The sequence below is a fragment of the Rhizobium lentis genome (assembly GCF_014200175.1).
Lineage (GTDB): Bacteria > Pseudomonadota > Alphaproteobacteria > Rhizobiales > Rhizobiaceae > Rhizobium > Rhizobium mulingense.
The window spans coordinates 237,934-256,306 of the sequence record NZ_JACHBD010000007.1; the positions used below are offsets into that span (position 1 = coordinate 237,934).

Sequence of the window (18,373 nt, forward strand, 5' to 3'; positions counted from 1 at the left end):
GTGGAAGGTAGGAAGATCGGCAGGGTGGTCAATCGGGGTTTGGCTCGGAACGGCGGCGTGCGGCACCCCCCCTTCCGAACATCCCCCAAAAGTTGGGTGATCGGCAAAAGGTTGGCCCCGTAGTCCCTTTCCGCCGTCGTGCGAACACCGGTTCGTTGTTGGTTGGGGAAGCCGGTGCGCCCAGCCAATCTCCCCACCTGTGGGGGAGATCCCCGGCAGGGCAGAGGGGTGTCTCATGTACACGGAGGAATTGGACTGGCCTAACCCGCCAAACAAAGGCCGGAAGGAACTATCCTTCCGGCCTTTGTTTTGAAACCCGACCGATTAGGCGGCTTCGGTGGCGTGGGCCTTGCGGACTTCGTCGTCCGTCAGGATACCGCTGGCGCGCAGCAGGGCGGCGAAGCGGCCGTTGCTGTGGCTGAGCTCGTCGAAGCTGCCCTGCTCGGCGACGCGGCCGTTGTCCAGGAAGAGCACCATATCAGCTTCGCGGACCGTCGACAGACGGTGGGCGATGATGAAGGTGGTCCGGTTCTCACGCAGATTGTCGATCGCCGCCTTGACGCGGGCTTCCGTCTCGACATCGAGCGCCGAGGTCGCCTCGTCGAGCACCAGGATCGGCGCGTCCTTGAGGATAGCGCGGGCAATCGCGATGCGCTGGCGCTCGCCGCCGGAGAGCTTGTTGCCGCGTTCGCCGACATGCGTATCGTAACGCTCCTCGCGGGTTTCGATGAAGTCGGCAGCGGCGGCGGCTTCGGCCGCACGGCGCATTTCCTCTTCGCTGGCACCCTCCCGGCCAAGGCGGATATTGTCGCTGATCGAACGGTTCAGCAGGCCGGCATCCTGGAAGACGGTGGCGATATGGCGACGCAGCGACTTGCGGGTCACCTTGGTGATATCGGTGCCGTCGACGAGGATCTGGCCACCCTGCGGGTCGTAAACGCGCTGCAGCAGGTTGACCAGCGTCGTCTTGCCGGCGCCGGTCGGGCCGACGATGGCAACTGTCTGGCCGGCCTTCACCGAGAAGGAGACATTGTGCAGACCCTGCGAGCTGTTGCCGAAGCCGAAGGAGACGTCGCGGAATTCGACCGCACCCTTGACGCTCTTGATCTCGCCGTTGCCGGCCGGCTCTTCGCGTTCACGCACCGAATCTTCGAGCGTGTAGAAATCCTGCAGCTTGGAACGAGCCTCGAAGATCTGCGTGGCGAATTGACGCATCAGGTCAAGGCGGGCAATCAGCAGGTTGGCAAAGCCGATGAAGGCAATGACGTCACCGACGCGCAGCTGGCCGGACTGAACGAGCATCGTGCCGATGATCAGGACAACCATCATCGCGATGGTTGAGGCCATCCGATTCAGCGCACTGGCGATCGCCCACCAGTCGAGCACCGGATACTGGGCTTCGAGCAGCCGGTCGGCGAAGGATTTCAACGCCTTGGTTTCGGCTTCGATGCGGTTGTAGCTATGCAGAACGGACACGTTGCTGATCGAGTCGCTGACATGTGAGAAGACGGTATGATAGTGGTTCTCGACCGAAGCCTGGCCATCCTTGGTGCGGCTCATGACCACACGGCCGATCAGCCAGTAAGCAATGCCGAGCACGATGAGGACGGCCGACAGGCGCAGGTCCATCGATATTGCGGTCGGCACGAGCAGGGCAAGCGCGATGACCGTCGACAGATGGTTGCGCATGAATTCCAGCCAGAGGCCGAACAGCGTCTCGCAGGCGCGCAGCAGCGTATGCAGCGCGTTGGAGGTGCCGCGCTGGTGGTGCCAGGCGAGTGGCATGGATATGATCCGGCCGAAAGCCTCCGTCAGCAACGTGGCCCGCCGCCCATGGGCAAGCCGGTCGGCCTCGCGCGATACCAGGACGAAGGCGATGGTGTTGAACACGGCGAAGCCCGCCCACATGAACAGGATGGGCTTGACTTCACCCTTGCCCGAGATCGCATCGATGATGCGACCGAACAGGATCGGTTCCGCAATGGTGATGGTCGCCAGAACAATATTGGCGATAACGACCAGGGATACGCGGAGCTTGTAGGCGCCAAGATAGCGCAGAGCTCTTGCATAGACCTTGAATAGCGACACGTCTAACCTCTTGTGCATCTGCGAAAACGGGAATGATGCGATGCTACGAAAGGCTACCTGAACCGGCGATTAACGGAGTATTCAGAGTCCATCCGAGGGTTAATCGACCTCCGCCGACTTTCGCGGCTTGCGGCTAATCCGAAGCGGCATCAACAGCATAGAGCAGATCGGGTGACGAGCCCTCACATTTTTCTTTATCAGGGTCTGGCGCGGGAATTGCGGGCAGCTTATATGCCGAAACAATTTGCGCTTGCATTTTAATAAATGTTTTAGCACAGCAATAAATTAGAGACTGCAGTTTTTGAAGAAGACCGTTCCGCGACCAAGGTGTGAATGCCGCCAACGGCCTCGATGCGGACTTGGGGTCCGGACAGGGGCGTTTTTGTGACTATTAATTCGTTAATTCAATTGCTTGTCATTTTGGAAGAGTGCCCCGATCCGGATGCCGTCATCGCCGAGCTCGAGCAGGTCCTCCACCTTTCCGGCTTCGAGTATTACGGTCTGCTGCGCCATTTGCAAACTCCGGCGCAGCAGGAGCTGCGGGCCGCGCCGCTCGCCGGCCGCTGGCCGGAACAATGGCTGCAGATATATGCCGCGAAAAAATATGTCCGGATCGATCCGATGGTGCGCTATCTCACCCATGCGCAACGGCCGTTCCGCTGGCGGGAGAGTATGGCGGCGTTCAACGGCGATGCACATAGGCGCCGCATGGAGCAGATGATGGTCGATGCCTTCGGCCACGGATTGGAGGACGGCTATCTCTTTCCGATCCACGGGCGCAACGGCATTCTGGGAAGCCTCAGTCTCGGCGGCAGACCGATCGAATTGTCGCCGGTGGAGATCGCCTTGCTCGAGGCCGTGGCACGCAAGACCTTTTGGCGCTTGCTCGAGCTGACAGGCGAGGCCGAGGCGCTGGAGACGGTGCTGCCGTCTGAGACGCCGCTGACGCGGCGCGAGATGGAAATCCTGCACTATCTCGCCGAAGGCATGACGTCGATGGAGATCAGCAAGATGCTGAAGATCTCGAACCACACTGTCGATTGGTATATGAACGGCCTGCAGAACAAGCTAAAGGCGAAGAACAGGCAACAGGCGGTGGCGCTTGCCTTCCGCCATGGCCTGATAAGCTGAGCTTTTCCTTATCCATTTCGCCAAAATCTCCGCATACTGCCAGTCGACATGCCTTCGCATGGCGAGAAATTGCGTTTCGCAGTCGCAAGAGAAATTGAACTTCCTGTCACAAGAAGTTAAGAATTTTCTTCGCGGGTGCAGCATGCCCGCGTCTGAACGACGGAGGAGACCGTTTTGCCCATTTCCAAGATACTCGTTGCCAATCGCTCTGAAATAGCCATCCGCGTGTTCCGCGCGGCCAACGAGCTTGGAATAAAAACGGTGGCGATCTGGGCGGAAGAGGACAAGCTGGCGCTGCATCGCTTCAAGGCGGATGAGAGTTATCAGGTCGGGCGCGGCCCGCATCTTGCGCGCGATCTCGGCCCGATCGAAAGCTATCTGTCGATCGACGAGGTGATCCGGGTCGCCAAGCTTTCGGGCGCCGACGCCATTCATCCCGGCTACGGCCTCTTGTCGGAAAGCCCCGAATTCGTCGATGCCTGCAACAAGGCCGGCATCATCTTCATCGGCCCGAAGGCCGATACGATGCGCCAGCTCGGCAACAAGGTGGCGGCGCGCAATCTGGCGATCTCGGTCGGCGTGCCCGTCGTGCCGGCAACCGAACCGTTGCCGGACGATATGGCCGAAGTGGCGAAGATGGCCGAAGAGATCGGTTATCCCGTCATGCTGAAGGCTTCCTGGGGCGGCGGCGGACGCGGCATGCGCGCGATCCGCGATCCGAAGGATCTTGCCCGCGAGGTGACCGAGGCCAAGCGCGAGGCGATGGCCGCCTTCGGCAAGGACGAGGTCTATCTGGAAAAGCTGGTCGAGCGCGCCCGCCATGTCGAAAGCCAGATCCTCGGCGATACGCACGGCAATGTCGTGCATCTCTTCGAGCGCGACTGCTCGATCCAGCGCCGCAACCAGAAGGTCGTCGAGCGCGCGCCGGCCCCTTATCTTTCCGAGGCGCAGCGCCAGGAGCTCGCCGCCTATTCGCTGAAGATCGCGGCGGCGACCAACTATATCGGCGCCGGCACCGTCGAATATCTGATGGATGCCGACACCGGCAAATTCTACTTCATCGAGGTCAATCCGCGCATCCAGGTCGAGCATACGGTGACCGAAGTCGTCACCGGCATCGATATCGTCAAGGCGCAGATCCATTTCCTTGACGGTGCTGCGATCGGCACGCCGGAATCGGGCGTTCCCGCTCAGGCCGACATCCGTCTCAACGGCCATGCGCTGCAGTGCCGCATCACCACCGAAGATCCGGAGCACAACTTCATTCCGGATTACGGCCGTATCACCGCCTATCGCTCCGCTTCCGGCTTCGGCATCCGCCTTGACGGCGGCACCTCCTATTCCGGCGCCATCATCACCCGCTATTACGATCCGCTGCTCGTCAAGGTGACTGCCTGGGCGCCGAACCCGTCCGAAGCCATCAGCCGCATGGACCGGGCACTGCGCGAATTCCGCATCCGCGGGGTGGCCACCAACCTGACCTTCCTCGAAGCAATCATTAGTCACCCGAAATTCCGCGACAACAGCTATACCACCCGCTTCATCGACACGACGCCGGAGCTCTTCCAGCAGGTCAAGCGCCAGGACCGCGCGACGAAGCTCTTGACCTATCTCGCCGACGTCACTGTCAACGGCCATCCCGAGGCCAAGGACAGGCCGAAGCCGCTGCAAAACGCCGCCAAGCCCGTGGTGCCCTACGCCAACGGCAATGGCGTCAAGGACGGCACCAAGCAGCTACTCGACACGCTCGGCCCGAAGAAGTTCGGTGAATGGATGCGCAACGAGAAGCGCGTCCTTCTGACCGATACAACGATGCGCGACGGCCACCAGTCGCTGCTCGCCACCCGCATGCGCACCTATGATATCGCCCGCATCGCCGGCACCTATGCGCATGCGCTGCCGAACCTCTTGTCGCTCGAATGCTGGGGCGGCGCGACCTTCGACGTCTCGATGCGCTTCCTCACCGAAGATCCGTGGGAGCGGCTGGCGCTGATCCGCGAGGGCGCGCCGAACCTGCTCTTGCAGATGCTGCTGCGCGGCGCCAATGGCGTCGGCTACACCAACTATCCCGACAATGTCGTCAAATATTTCGTCCGACAGGCGGCCAGGGGCGGCATCGATCTCTTCCGCGTCTTCGACTGCCTGAACTGGGTCGAGAATATGCGGGTGTCGATGGATGCGATCGCCGAGGAGAACAAGCTCTGCGAGGCGGCGATCTGCTATACCGGCGATATCCTGAATTCCGCCCGCCCGAAATATGACCTGAAATATTATACCGATCTTGCGGTCGAACTCGAAAAGGCCGGCGCTCATATCATCGCCGTCAAGGACATGGCCGGTCTGCTCAAGCCCGCGGCGGCCAAGGTTCTGTTCAAGGCGCTGCGCGAGGCGACTGGCCTGCCGATCCATTTCCACACGCATGACACCTCCGGCATTGCGGCGGCGACGGTGCTTGCCGCGGTCGAAGCCGGTGTCGATGCCGTCGATGCGGCAATGGATGCGCTTTCCGGCAACACCTCGCAGCCCTGTCTCGGCTCGATTGTCGAGGCGCTTTCCGGCTCCGAGCGCGATCCGGGCCTCGATCCGGAATGGATCCGCCGCATCTCCTTCTATTGGGAAGCGGTGCGCAACCAATATGCCGCCTTCGAAAGCGACCTCAAGGGGCCGGCCTCGGAAGTCTATCTGCACGAAATGCCGGGTGGCCAGTTTACCAACCTCAAGGAGCAGGCCCGCTCGCTGGGCCTGGAAACCCGCTGGCACCAAGTGGCGCAGGCCTATGCCGACGCCAACCAGATGTTCGGCGATATCGTCAAGGTGACGCCCTCCTCCAAGGTCGTCGGCGACATGGCGCTGATGATGGTCAGCCAGGACCTGACAGTCGCCGATGTCGTCAGCCCCGAGCGCGAAGTCTCCTTCCCGGAATCGGTGGTCTCGATGTTGAAGGGCGATCTCGGCCAGCCGCCGTCGGGATGGCCGGCAGCGCTGCAGAAGAAGGCGCTGAAGGGCGAAAAGCCCTATACGGTGCGTCCCGGCTCGCTGCTGAAGGAAGCCGATCTCAATGCCGAGCGCAAGGTCATCGAGACCAAGCTGGAGCGCCAGGTCAGCGATTTCGAGTTCGCCTCCTACCTGATGTATCCGAAGGTCTTCACCGACTTTGCGCTCGCATCGGATACCTATGGCCCGGTCTCGGTGCTGCCGACGCCCGCCTATTTCTACGGGCTGGCCGATGGCGACGAGCTGTTTGCCGATATCGAAAAGGGCAAGACGCTCGTCATCGTCAATCAGGCGATGAGCGCCACCGACAGCCAGGGCATGGTCACCGTCTTCTTCGAGCTCAACGGCCAGCCGCGCCGCATCAAGGTGCCGGACCGGGCCCATGGAGCAACGGGTGCTGCCGTGCGCCGCAAGGCCGAGCCCGGCAATGGTGCCCATGTCGGCGCGCCGATGCCCGGCGTCATCAGCCGCGTCTTCGCCTCGTCCGGCCAGGCCGTCAGCGCCGGTGACGTGCTCGTCTCCATCGAGGCTATGAAAATGGAAACGGCCATCCATGCGGAAAAGGATGGAACCATTGCCGAAATCCTCGTCAAGGCCGGCGACCAGATCGATGCCAAGGATCTGCTGGTTGTCTATGCCGGTTGAACCTTACCGAGCGGCTTGTTCAGTTTGCCGGCCGCTTCGGCCAATCACCTGATTGTGTGTGATCGGGCTGTCGGAAAGCTGATTTTTCGACGCGTTTACCGCCTCCTCGCCTTGCCCGGTGAGGAGGCTTTCTCATAGACTTGAGGTCGTATTATCCGTCCCAAGAACAACCAGGAAATCCTTTCCATGAACAAATTGAAGATTGCCGTCATCGTCGGCAGCACGCGTATTGGCCGTTTTGCCGAACATCCGGCCAAGTGGATCGCCGGGCTCGTCGGCCAGCGCTCCGATCTCGAATGTGAGGTTCTCGATCTTCTCGACTATCCCATGCATTTCTTCGGCGAAGAGCGCGCAACGACGGCGGAAAGCGAAGCCGCCGAACGCTGGAAGAAGAAGCTGCGCGAATTCGACGGGTTTATTTTTACCGTCGCCGAGTACAATCACGCGCCGACGGCAGTTCTGAAGAACGCCATCGATCTCGGCGAGTTCCTCCAGAAGCCGGTCGGCTTCGTCGGCTATGGCGGCGTCGGCGGTGCACGGGCCGTCGAGCAGCTTCGCCTGATCTTCGTCGAAATGAGCGCAGCGTCGGTCAAGACCGGTGTTCACATTGCCTTCAGCGAATATCTTGCCGTTCTCAAGGAGGGCAAGCAGCTTGGGGACTACGCGCATCTCAACGAAGCCGCCAAGAACATGCTCGACCAGCTGACCTGGTGGGGCAACGCCTTGAAGGCCGCGCGCACCGTCGTCACGGCCGCTTGATCGAAATGCCGGCGGTGCCGGGGCGAGAGCCCGGCACCGTATTAAATATCGTAGGTATGCGCCGCGTTGATCGTCGAGATGAACCGCTTGGTGCGTTCGCGCTCCGGAGCGGTGAAGATCGCTCTGGCGCTGCCCGTTTCTACCACACTGCCAGCTTCCAGGAAGACGACGTCATTGGCGATCTTGGAGGCGAGGCGCAGATCATGGGTCGCCATCACCATGGTCGTGCCCTCCCGGGCCAGTTGGCCCAGCACATCGACCACTTCCGCCGAGAGTTCCGGATCGAGCGCCGAGGTCGGCTCGTCACACAGAAGCACGCGCGGCGATGGCGCCAGCGCCCGGGCGATCGCCACGCGCTGTTGCTGGCCGCCCGATAATGTCGAGGGCCAGGCATCGGCTTTGTGCGCCATACCCACCTTGGTTAAAAGTTCCGCGGCGCGCTCGCGGGCTTTCTCCTTCGGCCATTTCAGCACCGTGACCAGACCTTCCATGACATTTTCGATCGCGGTTTGATGCGGGAATAGCTGGAAGTTCTGGAAAACCATGCCGGTCTGACGGCGGATTTTCTGAATCGCCTGCCAGCCGACGCGTTTGCCGGGCGCGAAGGAAAGCTCTGCCTCGCCGAGGCGGATTGCACCTGATGTCGGGATTTCGAGCAGGTTGATAGAGCGCAGCAGCGTGCTTTTGCCGCCGCCTGAGGGTCCGACCAGCGCGGTGACGCTGCCCTCCGGGATGCGAATGCTGATATCCTTCAGGATGATGGCGTCGCCGAAGCGCTTTTCGATGTTGGAAAGCTCGATCATGCGTTTGCCTCCAGCATGCCGCCGTAACGCGCGAAGCGGCGTTCCAGCCGCACCTGCAGCTGCGAGAGCACGGAGCTCAGGGCAAGATAGATCAGCGCCGCCTCGATATAGAGGATCAGCGGCTCATAGGTGGTGGCGACGATGCGCTGCGCGGCCTGGAAAAGCTCCGGCACGGTGATGGCGGCGGCAAGCGACGTGTCCTTCACCAGCGAGATGAAGGTATTCGACAACGGCGGTACGGCCACGCGGCCGGCCTGCGGCAGGATCGTGCGGCTCATCGCCTGACGCCAGCTCATGCCAATTGAATAGGCCGCTTCCCACTGGCCCTTGGGCACGGAGGAGATGACGGCGCGGATGATCTCGGAGCTGTAAGCGCCGATATTCAACGTAAAGCCGATGAGGGCGGCCGGAAAGGCATCGAGCAGGATGCCGATGCTCGGCAGGCCGTAGAAGATCACGAAGAGCTGTACGAGCAGCGGCGTGCCACGGATGACCCAGACATAGAAACGGGCGACGATCGCGACCGGTGCGGGACCGAAGAGGCGGGCGATCGCGGTGATCAGGCCGAGGATCAGGCCGAAGCTGAAGGACAGCAGCGTGAGGGGGATGGTGAAGATCAGCCCCGCCCAGAGGAGCGAAGGGAGCGATTCCGCCATCAATTGGAGCCAGTGCTGCAAGGGCGTTCCTTCTCGTCAGTTGGGTGGTGATATCTCGAATACCCCTCCCCAACCCCTCCCCACAAGGGGCGGGGCTTGGATGCCGCTCCCCGAAGCTTTCCACTTATTCGTTTCATCCGCAGGAAGGCTGCTGCCTTCTGCAAGCGGATGCTGCAAGTTAGCCCCTCCCCTTTGTGGCGAGATTGTGGGGAGGGTTGGGGAGGGGACTTTTTCCCCGAGCCTACTTCGATACGTCCTGGCCGAAATATTTGTCGGCGATCTTCTTGTACGTACCGTCGGCTTTGATGTCGGCGAGCGCCTTGTTGATTTCGGCGAGCAGCTCCGGCTCGCCCTTGCGGATGATGATGCCGGAGTAATCGGCATTTTCCTGCTCTGCGGCAATCTTCACCGGCGCGTCCGGCTTATGCTTCTTGAAATCGAGGAAGGAGAGACTGTCGTTGATCGTCGCATCGGCGCGCTTAGTCAGCACCAGCTGGATCGATTGGTCGAAACCGTCGGTGCCGACGAGTTCGGCGCCGGCTTCGGTCGCGAGCTTGCCGAAATTGCTGGTCAGCGACTGGGCGGATTTCTTGCCCTTCAGATCGGCGAAGGTCTTGATGCTGTCGTCGCCGTCGCGGACGATCAGCACCGCCTTGGAAGCGATATAGGGTTCGGAGAAATCATACTTCTGCTTGCGGGCCTCGGTGATGCCGACCTGGTTGATGACGGTGTCGTAGCGCTTGGCGTCGAGGCCGGCGATCAGGCCATCCCACTTGCCTTCGACGAATTCAGCCTTGACGCCGAGCTTTGCGGCGACCGCTTCGCCGATCTCGACGTCGAAGCCGACCAGCTTGCCGCTTTCGTCATGATAGGTGAAGGGCGCATAGGTGCCCTCGGTGCCGATCTTGAAGACGCCGGCCGATTTGATGGCGGCAAGGTTTTCGCCAGCATGGGCGGGCAGGAGGGCAGCAGCCTGAATGAGGGCAACGGCGGCGACGGTTTTCAACCAGTTCATTGTTTTTTCCATCCTTGGGAGGTTGTCATCGGATACGGCATAGTTTGCAGAAAACTAGGGCGCCGGAAGCGAAGAAAACTGCGAATAAAAGCAGCAAGTGCAAATATTTTTCTCAAGCGGCTGACCGGGCATCCAATTGCCTGGGAACCAGACCATTTTTGCTTTTTTGGCGGGGTTTTATTTCAATACGTCAGAAAACGTGTGGCCGTGCGTATTGCATGCACGGTCGTAAGCGTTTATGCACGTTTTACATAACTCAATTATCGATCCGGTAGAAACATGCATGATTTTCTGTTGCGAGAGCGTCAAGGTGTGATTTCCGAAAGGCTGCGGCTGAACGGCCGCGTGCTGGCGGCGGAACTTGCGCTCGAATTCGGCGTCTCCGAAGATACGGTGCGGCGCGACCTTCGCGAGATGGCGGCGGCGGGACTCTGCGAGCGGGTCTATGGCGGCGCCTTGCCGGTCGCGCCGGCGCATGGAAGCCTGACGCAGCGCATCGGACTTGCCGCCGAGCGGAAGCAGGCACTGGCGCGGGCCGCGGCAAAACAAATCACCGCCGGTCTGACCGTGTTCTTCGACGCCGGCAGCACCAATCTGGCGATTGCCAATGCCTTGCCGGCCGAACTCGAACTGACGGCTGCGACCAATGCGCCGGCGATCGCCGCGGTGCTCATCGACAAGCCTGCCGTCAACGTCATCCTGATCGGCGGCATGGTGGATCGGCAGACCGGCGGGGCGCTCGGCGCCAAGGCGTTGCGCGATATGGAGCAGATATCGCCGGATCTCTGCATTCTCGGCGCCTGCGGCGTGGATCTCGAGGCCGGCATCACCGCGTTCGGCTTCGAGGATGCCGAGTTCAAACGGTTTGCCACGTCGAAAAGCAGAAGAGTTCTTGTGGCCGTGACCTCGGAGAAATTCGGCACCGCTGCGCCCCACAGCATCCTGCCCATGGCGCATTGCGAATGCCTGGTTGTCGAGCACGATGCCGACCCGGCCGTCCTTGCCGCCTACCGCGCGCGCGGCTGCAGGACCGTCACCGCCGAGCAAACGAACTGAGACCGCTGTCATAGAGTTTAGGGAAACCGGGCGCGCAACCCGGCAACGAGGAAAGACCGAGAGATGGACAGTCATGTGAATGCACCGCGGGGGGCCAGGAGCGGCTTCATTACGAGAAGCAGGGCGGCGGTTTCCCTGCTCTTTCTCATGAACGGCTTCGTCGTCGGCTGCTGGGCGCCGAAGATACCCGATTTTGCCGAGCGTCTTGGGCTGAGCAAGTTCGAGCTCGGGCTTATGATTATCGTCTTCGGTGTCGGTTCGCTGGTCATGATGCCGATCGCCGGCGCGCAGATCGCCAAACATGGCTCGCGTGTCGTCGTTCGGGCAACCGCCGTTTGCGTGCTGCCGCTGCTCCTGGCTTTGACGCTCGCCCCGACCGTGATCACCGCGGCTATCTCGCTCTTCCTGTTCGGCGGCTTCATCGGCGCCATGGATGTGGCGATGAATGCCAACGCAGTCTCTGTCGAAAAATCCATGCGCCGCGCCATCATGTCGTCCTGCCACGCTTTCTGGAGCCTCGGCGGCTTGATCGGCTCCGGCCTCGGCGGCATCGTGATCGCCAAGCTCGGCATTCTCGGCCACGCCCAACTGGCGACCGTGCTGGCGGCGATCTTCGTTGCCGTCGCCTGGCCGATGATTCTTGCGGATCCGCCCCATCCCGATGCCAAGAAGGAGAAGACGAGACTGCCGATGGTACCGCTGCCATGGCTGCTCGGCCTGATGGCGCTGTTCTCCATGGTGCCGGAAGGCGCGGTTCTGGATTGGGGCGCGCTCTACCTCCGGCAGGAAATGGATGCGTCGGTCGCCCTTTCAGGTCTCGGTTTCGCAGCCTTTTCGGCGACCATGGCGACCATGCGCTTTGCCGGCGATCTGGTGCGCGATCGCCTCGGAGGCGTCAAGACGCTACGCATCTGCACGATCTTTGCCATCGTCGGCATGTTGCTTGCCGGCCTTGCGCCGGACGCCGAGATCGCCATCCTGGGTTTTGCCCTTTGCGGCATCGGCATATCAAACATGGTGCCGATCGCTTTCTCGGCGGCAGGCAATATTCCTGGCCTTAAACCCGGCATCGGCATCTCCGTCGTCACGACGATGGGCTATTCCGGCATGCTCGTCGCGCCGTCGCTGATCGGTTTCGTTGCTGAACATATCGGCTTTGCCGTCGTCTTTATAGCGCTGCCGGTGCTGCTGCTGTTCGTTCTCGCGTTTTCGAAGCTGGCCCATTATGCCGACGGAGTTTCCGGAGGCGGCCATTGAGCCGCCTCCAAAACAAAAGTGATATAGGGGGCGGTTGACAAGAAAGCGGTCATGATCCACCTGAAAGGCACCATTTCTAAAGCGCTGCGCAATCTTTTCAGATTCGCTTGCCGCGCTTTAGATCTTTGTTTTACGCATGTCGTTATCGCAAAACCGCTGCGCACTTTTGCGCGACATGTTTAGGGGTGCAAGAGCTTTCAATGTTGTCAGCCGCCGATTTTGATCCGAAACCGCGCCGCGCTTCCGTCGCCGTCGATGTCGGCGGCGTCATCGTCGGCGGCGGTGCGCCGATCGTCGTGCAGTCCATGACGAACACCGATACGGCCGATATCGATTCGACCGTCGCCCAGGTCGCGGCCCTCCACCGCGCGGGCTCGGAGCTGGTCCGCATCACCGTCGACCGCGACGAGAGTGCAGCTGCCGTGCCGAAGATCCGCGAGCGGCTGCTGCGGCTCGGCATGGACGTGCCGCTGATCGGCGACTTCCACTATGTCGGCCACAAGCTGCTCGCCGATCACCCGGCCTGCGCCGAGGCCCTGGCGAAATACCGCATCAATCCCGGCAATGTCGGTTTCAAGGACAAGAAGGACAAGCAGTTCGCCGAGATCATCGAGATGGCGATCCGCTACGACAAGCCGGTGCGCATCGGCGTCAACTGGGGCTCGCTCGATCAGGACCTGCTGACGGCGCTGATGGATGAGAATGCTGGAGCCGGCTCGCCGCTCTCGGCCCGGCAGGTGACGCGCGAAGCTATCGTGCAGTCGGCGCTGCTTTCGGCCGCCCTTGCCGAGGAAATCGGCCTGCCTCGCAACCGCATCATCCTCTCGGCCAAGGTCAGCCAGGTGCAGGATCTGATCGCCGTCAATTCCATGCTCGCCGAGCGCTCCAACCATGCGCTGCATCTCGGCCTCACCGAAGCCGGCATGGGCAGCAAGGGCATCGTCGCCTCGTCGGCGGCGATGGGCTTCGTGCTGCAGCATGGCATCGGCGATACGATCCGCGTATCGTTGACGCCGGAGCCGAACGGCGACCGTACGCGTGAAGTCCAAGTGGCGCAGGAAATCCTGCAGGTCATGGGCTTCCGCCAGTTCGTGCCTGTCGTTGCCGCCTGTCCGGGCTGCGGACGCACGACGTCAACGGTGTTCCAGGAACTGGCCCAGAACATCCAGAATGATATCCGCAAGAACATGCCGGTCTGGCGCGAGAAATATCCCGGTGTCGAGGCGCTGAACGTCGCCGTCATGGGCTGCATCGTCAACGGACCAGGCGAAAGCAAGCACGCCGATATCGGCATTTCGCTTCCCGGCACCGGCGAGACGCCGGCCGCGCCCGTTTTCATCGACGGCAAGAAGGCGCTGACGCTGCGCGGCCCCAATATCGCCGCTGATTTCGAAGCACTTGTCGTCGATTATATCGAGAAGCGCTTCGGCCAGCGGACGGCGGCGGAATGAAAACCGGCGTGTTTGGATGAGCCGGTACTGGTCGCCTATTGTGAGCAAGCTTCGGCCCTATGTCGCGGGGGAGCAGCCCCGTATTCCCGGCCTGATCAAGCTTAACACCAACGAGAATCCCTACGGGCCGTCTCCCAGGGCGCTCGAGGCGATTGGGCAAGCGGCGGACGATCGTTTGCGGCTCTATCCCGATCCGACTGCGACGGAATTGCGCGAGGCGATCGCCGCCCGTTTCGGTCTGGAAGCAGATGAAGTCTTCGTCGGCAACGGCTCCGACGAGGTGCTCGCTCATACGTTTCAGGCGCTGCTGAAACACCAGCTGCCGCTTCTCTATCCGGATGTCAGCTATCCGTTCTATCCAGCCTATAGCCTGCTATACGACGTTGAAACGATCGAAGTGCCTGTCGACGACAGGTTCCGGATCCGGCCGTCGGATTACGAGAGGCCGTGCGGCGCGATCCTCATCCCCAATCCGAATGCGCCGACCGGCATCGGCCTGCCGCTTGCCGACATAGAGGCGCTTGTCGCCGCCCATCCGGATGCGGTCGTGGCGATCGACGAGGCCTATGTCGATTTCGGGTGTGAAAGCGCTGTCCCGCTCATTTCCAAATATCCCAATCTGCTTGTCATCCAGACCTTGTCGAAATCCCGCTCGCTTGCGGGTCTGCGCGTCGGTTTTGCGCTGGGGCAGCGGCAGCTGATCGAGGCGCTTGTGCGCGTCAAGGACAGCTTCAACTCCTATCCACTCGATCGCCTGGCGCAGGTCGCCGCAACGGCGGCGATCAAGGACGAGGCTTGGTTCGAGACGTGCCGGAAGAAGCTCATCGTCAGCCGGGACGCTCTCGTCCGGGAACTCGAAGCATTGGATTTCGAGGTGCTGCCGTCTCAGGCGAATTTCGTTTTTGCAAGGCACGAAAGTCGATCTGGTGCCGCGCTTCAAGCGGCTCTGCGCGAGCGTGGTGTTCTCGTCCGGCATTTCGCCAAGCCGCGCATTTCGGAATTCCTGCGCATCAGCATCGGCACGGATAAGGAATGCGCCCGTCTGGTGTCCGCTCTCAACGAAATATTGTCGGCCTGATCCGCCAGTTAATGCATGTCGCCCGGAAGCGTGCAGCGGTTCCGGAACAACGACATGCATCAAAACAAGGAGCTAAAGCGCGTGGCATGAAGCAAATGCGATGCGACGTGCTTTAGTTCTTCCGATCGGCGATGAAATGCGCCGCGGCGATGAGGGTCGATGCGCGGGCGCCGTAGGGAGCCAGCAGTGCTTCGGCGTCGGCCACATGCCGTCGGAGCTCGGTCTCGGCCCATTCCATGTCGTGCAGCGCCACGAGCGTTCCCTTGCCTCGGGCCGCATCCTTGCCAGTCGCCTTGCCCATGGTCGCAGCATCCGAGGTCAGGTCGAGAATGTCGTCGGCGAGCTGGAAGGCAAGGCCGATCTTTTCGCCGAAGGCGCGCAGGCGACGGCGATCGTCCTGCGGGCTTCCCGCGATGATGGCGCCGGCCTCGCAGCCGAAGCGGATCAGCGCGCCCGTTTTCATCGCCTGCAGGCGGATGATGCCGGCCTCGTCTGGAGCTTGTTTTTCCGCCGCTAGATCGAGCGCCTGGCCGCCGGCCATGCCGCCGAGACCGGCGGCGCGCGCAAGAGCCAGCACCAGCGATGCCTTGCTGGCATCGGGAAGCGCCGTTTCCGGTGCTGCGACAATGTCGAAGGCGTAGGTCAGCAGGCTGTCGCCGGCTAGGATCGCGGTGGCTTCATCGAACTTGATGTGCACCGTCGGTTTGCCGCGGCGCATGTCGTCATCGTCCATGGCCGGCAGATCGTCATGCACGAGGGAATAACAGTGCACGCATTCGAGCGCGGCGCCGATACGAAGGGCGGCCTGCGCATCGCCGCCGAGAAGAGCGGCACTTTCGACAACCAGGAATGGGCGCAGCCGCTTGCCGCCGTTCAACACGGCATAGTGCATGGCGTTGCGCAGGGTCTCGGGCCTGGCGATTTCGTCGGAGAGGGCTTTCGGCGACAGCAATGCGACGAGCAGCGCCTCGATCTCGCGGGCGTTGTTCTTCAGCCTCGTCTCGAAAGTGTCCCGGTTCGCGTCCATCGGCGCTGTTTGGCATGGGGCAAGGGGGCTTGCAACGGAATTGTCGATGGCCGCCGCAAGATTTCCCATGTGCTCTGGCATAAGCGCCTCACAGGCGCTATGAGAACGACAGGGGAGCGAAGTGGACTGGGGACGTTTTGGATATAGCGCCGGAGACAGAGGATATCGCCGACATGCCGGCCCGTCGGCGATGGTTCGAAAATCGGCTTGTGCTGAAGCGCGTCGTTCTTGCCCTGCTGGCGCTGGTAGTCCTTCCCTATGTGCTGATCTTTTTGTATCTGCTGCCCTTCATCCACCCGGTCTCGACGCTGATGCTGCGCGATCTCGTGCTGTTGCGTGGTTATGACCGCAGATGGGTGTCGCTGGACGAGATCTCTCCGGTCCTGGTGCAGTCGGTGATGATGTCCGAGGACGGGCAATATTGTTTTCATGGCGGCGTCGATTGGGCCGAGATGCGCATGCTGGTCGAGGATACGCTGAAAGGCCAGGCAACACGCGGCGGCAGCACCATCCCGATGCAGACGGCCAAGAATCTCTTTCTCTGGAACAGCCGCTCCTTCGTGCGCAAAGCGATGGAGCTTCCGCTGGCCGTCTCCACGGATTTCGTGCTGTCGAAACGGCGGCTGATGGAAATCTATCTCAACATCGCCGAGTGGGGTCCCGGTATCTACGGCGTCGAGGCGGCAGCCCAGCATCATTTCAAGGTGCCTGCCTCGAAGCTGACGCGGCGGCAGGCATCGCTGCTTGCCGTCTCGCTGCCGAACCCGATCGACCGCAATGCCGGCAAACCAGGACGCGGCCTTCGTCGGCTGGCCGGCGTCATCGAAAGGCGCGCGCAGGGATCAGGCGATTATATCAAATGCATCTATGGGTGAAGTCAGAACTTGTCGTTAGAAGCGGCAAGCGTCATCTGACATTCTTGGTCCTGCCATATGGGCGAATGAAGTCCACCCAGAACCCTTGAGTCGCCCATGACCGCCACGATCTTTTCTCCCGAACTTCTCCTTTATTCGAAGAGGCACAATCCCAATCCGCCCGCCCATCTCGGCAGCCGTTATCGCAAGGTCGGCGGCTTCCTGCCGGAGGCCGGCAACACCATCGTCTGCCACCCGGTGAAGCGTTCAAGGACGCTGACGGCATTGATCGAGGCGCGGGACAAATATCTTGCGATGCCGGAGGCGCCGCAATTCCTCTTCACGCCGATCTCCAGCCTTCACATGACGCTCTTCGACGGCATCATCGAGACCATGCGCCGGCAGGATCGCTGGCCGGCCGATCTTCCTCTCGAGACGCCAATCAAGGAAATGACAGCGCTGCTGGCGGCTCGGCTCGAAGGTTTTTCGATGGCCGAGCCTTTCAAGGTCGCCGTCACCGGAGCCCGCCCTTCAGGCTTGCTGGTCGACGGCGCGACGGAGAAGGACCGGAGGATCATGCGCGCCTGGCGCGATGCCTTTGCCGATCTGTTCGGCTATCGCCAACCGAACCATGCAGACTACACGTTCCACATCACCTTCGCCTATCCGCTCGAATGGCTGGAGGACGACGCCCTGCCGCGCTGGCAGGCGATGCTTGGCGAGGTGGTTGAGAATATTCGTCGTAAAATCCCTGTTTTCGAGCTGATGCCGCCGGCATTCTGCGTCTACGAGGACATGAACCATTTCCACGAACTGCTGATCTTTGATTTCGACGCCTGAATAGGAGAGGCCTATGGACAGACCGACGCTCTACATCGCCAACAAGAATTACTCCTCCTGGTCGTTCCGGCCGTGGATGGCGCTGACGGGCGCCGGTGTTGATTTCGAGGAGGTCCTGATCCCCTTCGACTATCCCGGCGGCAATCCCGACATCAAGGCCATCTCGCCAAGCGGCAATGTGCCGGTCCTGCAGCACGGCGCATTGAAGATCTGGGAATCGCTGGCGATCATCGAATATACCGCCGAGCTTTATCCCGAAGCCGGCCTTCTGCCGAGGGATCGCGCTGCGCGGGCGCTCGCCCGTTCGGTTTCGATGGAAATGCTATCGAGCTTCCGGGCCCTGCGCGGCGCCTGCCCGATGAATATCCGCCGGCCGAAGGCCAGGATCGTCTTGCCGGATGGTGTCGCCGCCGATATCAGCCGTATCGAGACGATCTGGCGCGACCTCCTGCAGCAATCCGGAGGACCGTTTCTCTTCGGTGCCTTCAGCGGTGCGGATGCGATGTTTGCGCCTGTCGTCAACCGGTTCGACATTTATGACCTCGTCGATCGGGACGACACGCTCGCCTATATGACGACGATGAAGGCGCATCCGGCCTGGCGCAAATGGGAGGAGGCGGCCCGCGCCGAACGTTGGATCGTGGCGGAAGACGAAGTCTGAGGCAGGAATCGTCGCCTCGCAAAAAATATTCATGGGGACTGGTCAAGGCCGCCCCTTG

At 61.4% G+C, this 18,373-nt stretch carries 15 protein-coding genes; 10 read left to right on the plus strand and 5 right to left on the minus strand.

Features of this window, described 5'->3' with window-relative positions; genetic code table 11:
• Nucleotides 1–324: 324 nt before the first annotated feature.
• On the minus strand, nucleotides 325–2,088 hold the full coding sequence (locus GGI60_RS18375) for a glucan ABC transporter ATP-binding protein/ permease (protein ID WP_183917506.1): 1,764 nt from the start codon (nucleotides 2,086–2,088) through the stop codon (nucleotides 325–327).
• A gap of 384 nt (nucleotides 2,089–2,472) precedes the next feature.
• Between GGI60_RS18375 and GGI60_RS18380 the strand changes: the two genes are divergently transcribed.
• The 3 genes from GGI60_RS18380 to GGI60_RS18390 all read left to right on the plus strand — a co-directional run bounded on the left by GGI60_RS18380 (nucleotide 2,473) and on the right by GGI60_RS18390 (nucleotide 7,617).
• Nucleotides 2,473–3,219: a LuxR family transcriptional regulator gene (locus GGI60_RS18380; RefSeq protein WP_183917508.1), complete on the plus strand. Its 747-nt coding sequence runs from the start codon at nucleotides 2,473–2,475 to the stop codon at nucleotides 3,217–3,219.
• A gap of 174 nt (nucleotides 3,220–3,393) precedes the next feature.
• Nucleotides 3,394–6,858 (plus strand): pyruvate carboxylase, encoded by a 3,465-nt coding sequence (gene pyc / locus GGI60_RS18385; RefSeq protein ID WP_183917510.1) that lies wholly within the window; start codon nucleotides 3,394–3,396, stop codon nucleotides 6,856–6,858.
• 186 nt (nucleotides 6,859–7,044) lie between these two features.
• Nucleotides 7,045–7,617 carry an NADPH-dependent FMN reductase gene (locus GGI60_RS18390; protein WP_183917512.1) on the plus strand — a complete coding sequence of 191 codons (573 nt, stop codon included), beginning with the start codon at nucleotides 7,045–7,047 and terminating at the stop codon, nucleotides 7,615–7,617.
• A gap of 41 nt (nucleotides 7,618–7,658) precedes the next feature.
• Here GGI60_RS18390 and GGI60_RS18395 read toward each other — a convergent pair whose 3' ends face one another.
• The 3 genes from GGI60_RS18395 to GGI60_RS18405 form a co-directional block, all read right to left on the minus strand.
• On the minus strand, nucleotides 7,659–8,420 hold the full coding sequence (locus GGI60_RS18395) for an amino acid ABC transporter ATP-binding protein (protein WP_183917513.1): 762 nt from the start codon (nucleotides 8,418–8,420) through the stop codon (nucleotides 7,659–7,661).
• Entirely contained in the window at nucleotides 8,417–9,097 is a 681-nt protein-coding gene (locus GGI60_RS18400; protein WP_183917515.1) for an amino acid ABC transporter permease, read from the minus strand. The genes GGI60_RS18395 and GGI60_RS18400 overlap by 4 nt, the downstream gene beginning before the upstream one ends.
• Before the next feature lie 220 nt (nucleotides 9,098–9,317).
• Nucleotides 9,318–10,091: an amino acid ABC transporter substrate-binding protein gene (locus GGI60_RS18405; RefSeq protein WP_183917517.1), complete on the minus strand. Its 774-nt coding sequence runs from the start codon at nucleotides 10,089–10,091 to the stop codon at nucleotides 9,318–9,320.
• A gap of 279 nt (nucleotides 10,092–10,370) precedes the next feature.
• Between GGI60_RS18405 and GGI60_RS18410 the strand changes: the two genes are divergently transcribed.
• From GGI60_RS18410 to hisC, 4 genes are all read left to right on the plus strand, one after another.
• Nucleotides 10,371–11,147: a DeoR/GlpR family DNA-binding transcription regulator gene (locus GGI60_RS18410; RefSeq protein WP_183917519.1), complete on the plus strand. Its 777-nt coding sequence runs from the start codon at nucleotides 10,371–10,373 to the stop codon at nucleotides 11,145–11,147.
• 63 nt (nucleotides 11,148–11,210) lie between these two features.
• Nucleotides 11,211–12,404, plus strand: coding sequence for an MFS transporter (locus tag GGI60_RS18415; RefSeq protein WP_183917521.1), 1,194 nt, complete (start codon nucleotides 11,211–11,213; stop codon nucleotides 12,402–12,404).
• 200 nt (nucleotides 12,405–12,604) lie between these two features.
• On the plus strand, nucleotides 12,605–13,855 hold the full coding sequence (ispG, locus tag GGI60_RS18420; RefSeq protein ID WP_183917523.1) for a flavodoxin-dependent (E)-4-hydroxy-3-methylbut-2-enyl-diphosphate synthase: 1,251 nt from the start codon (nucleotides 12,605–12,607) through the stop codon (nucleotides 13,853–13,855).
• Nucleotides 13,856–13,871: 16 nt separating this feature from the next.
• Entirely contained in the window at nucleotides 13,872–14,933 is a 1,062-nt protein-coding gene (hisC, locus tag GGI60_RS18425; RefSeq protein WP_183917525.1) for a histidinol-phosphate transaminase, read from the plus strand.
• A 112-nt stretch (nucleotides 14,934–15,045) separates the two neighbouring features.
• On the opposite strand, the gene GGI60_RS18430 is transcribed toward hisC, so the two are convergent.
• Nucleotides 15,046–15,960 carry a polyprenyl synthetase family protein gene (locus tag GGI60_RS18430; protein WP_183917527.1) on the minus strand — a complete coding sequence of 305 codons (915 nt, stop codon included), beginning with the start codon at nucleotides 15,958–15,960 and terminating at the stop codon, nucleotides 15,046–15,048.
• A gap of 137 nt (nucleotides 15,961–16,097) precedes the next feature.
• Here GGI60_RS18430 and mtgA point away from each other — a divergent pair, with 137 nt between their 5' ends.
• The 3 genes from mtgA (at nucleotide 16,098) to GGI60_RS18445 (ending at nucleotide 18,315) form a co-directional block, all read left to right on the plus strand.
• Nucleotides 16,098–16,835, plus strand: a complete 738-nt coding sequence (gene mtgA, locus GGI60_RS18435; RefSeq protein ID WP_183917529.1) for a monofunctional biosynthetic peptidoglycan transglycosylase — start codon at nucleotides 16,098–16,100, stop codon at nucleotides 16,833–16,835.
• A 96-nt stretch (nucleotides 16,836–16,931) separates the two neighbouring features.
• A complete protein-coding gene (locus GGI60_RS18440; RefSeq protein WP_183917531.1) occupies nucleotides 16,932–17,654 on the plus strand; it encodes a DUF1868 domain-containing protein in 723 nt (240 codons plus the stop codon).
• A gap of 13 nt (nucleotides 17,655–17,667) precedes the next feature.
• Complete coding sequence (locus GGI60_RS18445) at nucleotides 17,668–18,315, plus strand: glutathione S-transferase family protein (protein ID WP_183917533.1); 648 nt, start codon at nucleotides 17,668–17,670, stop codon at nucleotides 18,313–18,315.
• Nucleotides 18,316–18,373 lie beyond the last annotated feature (58 nt).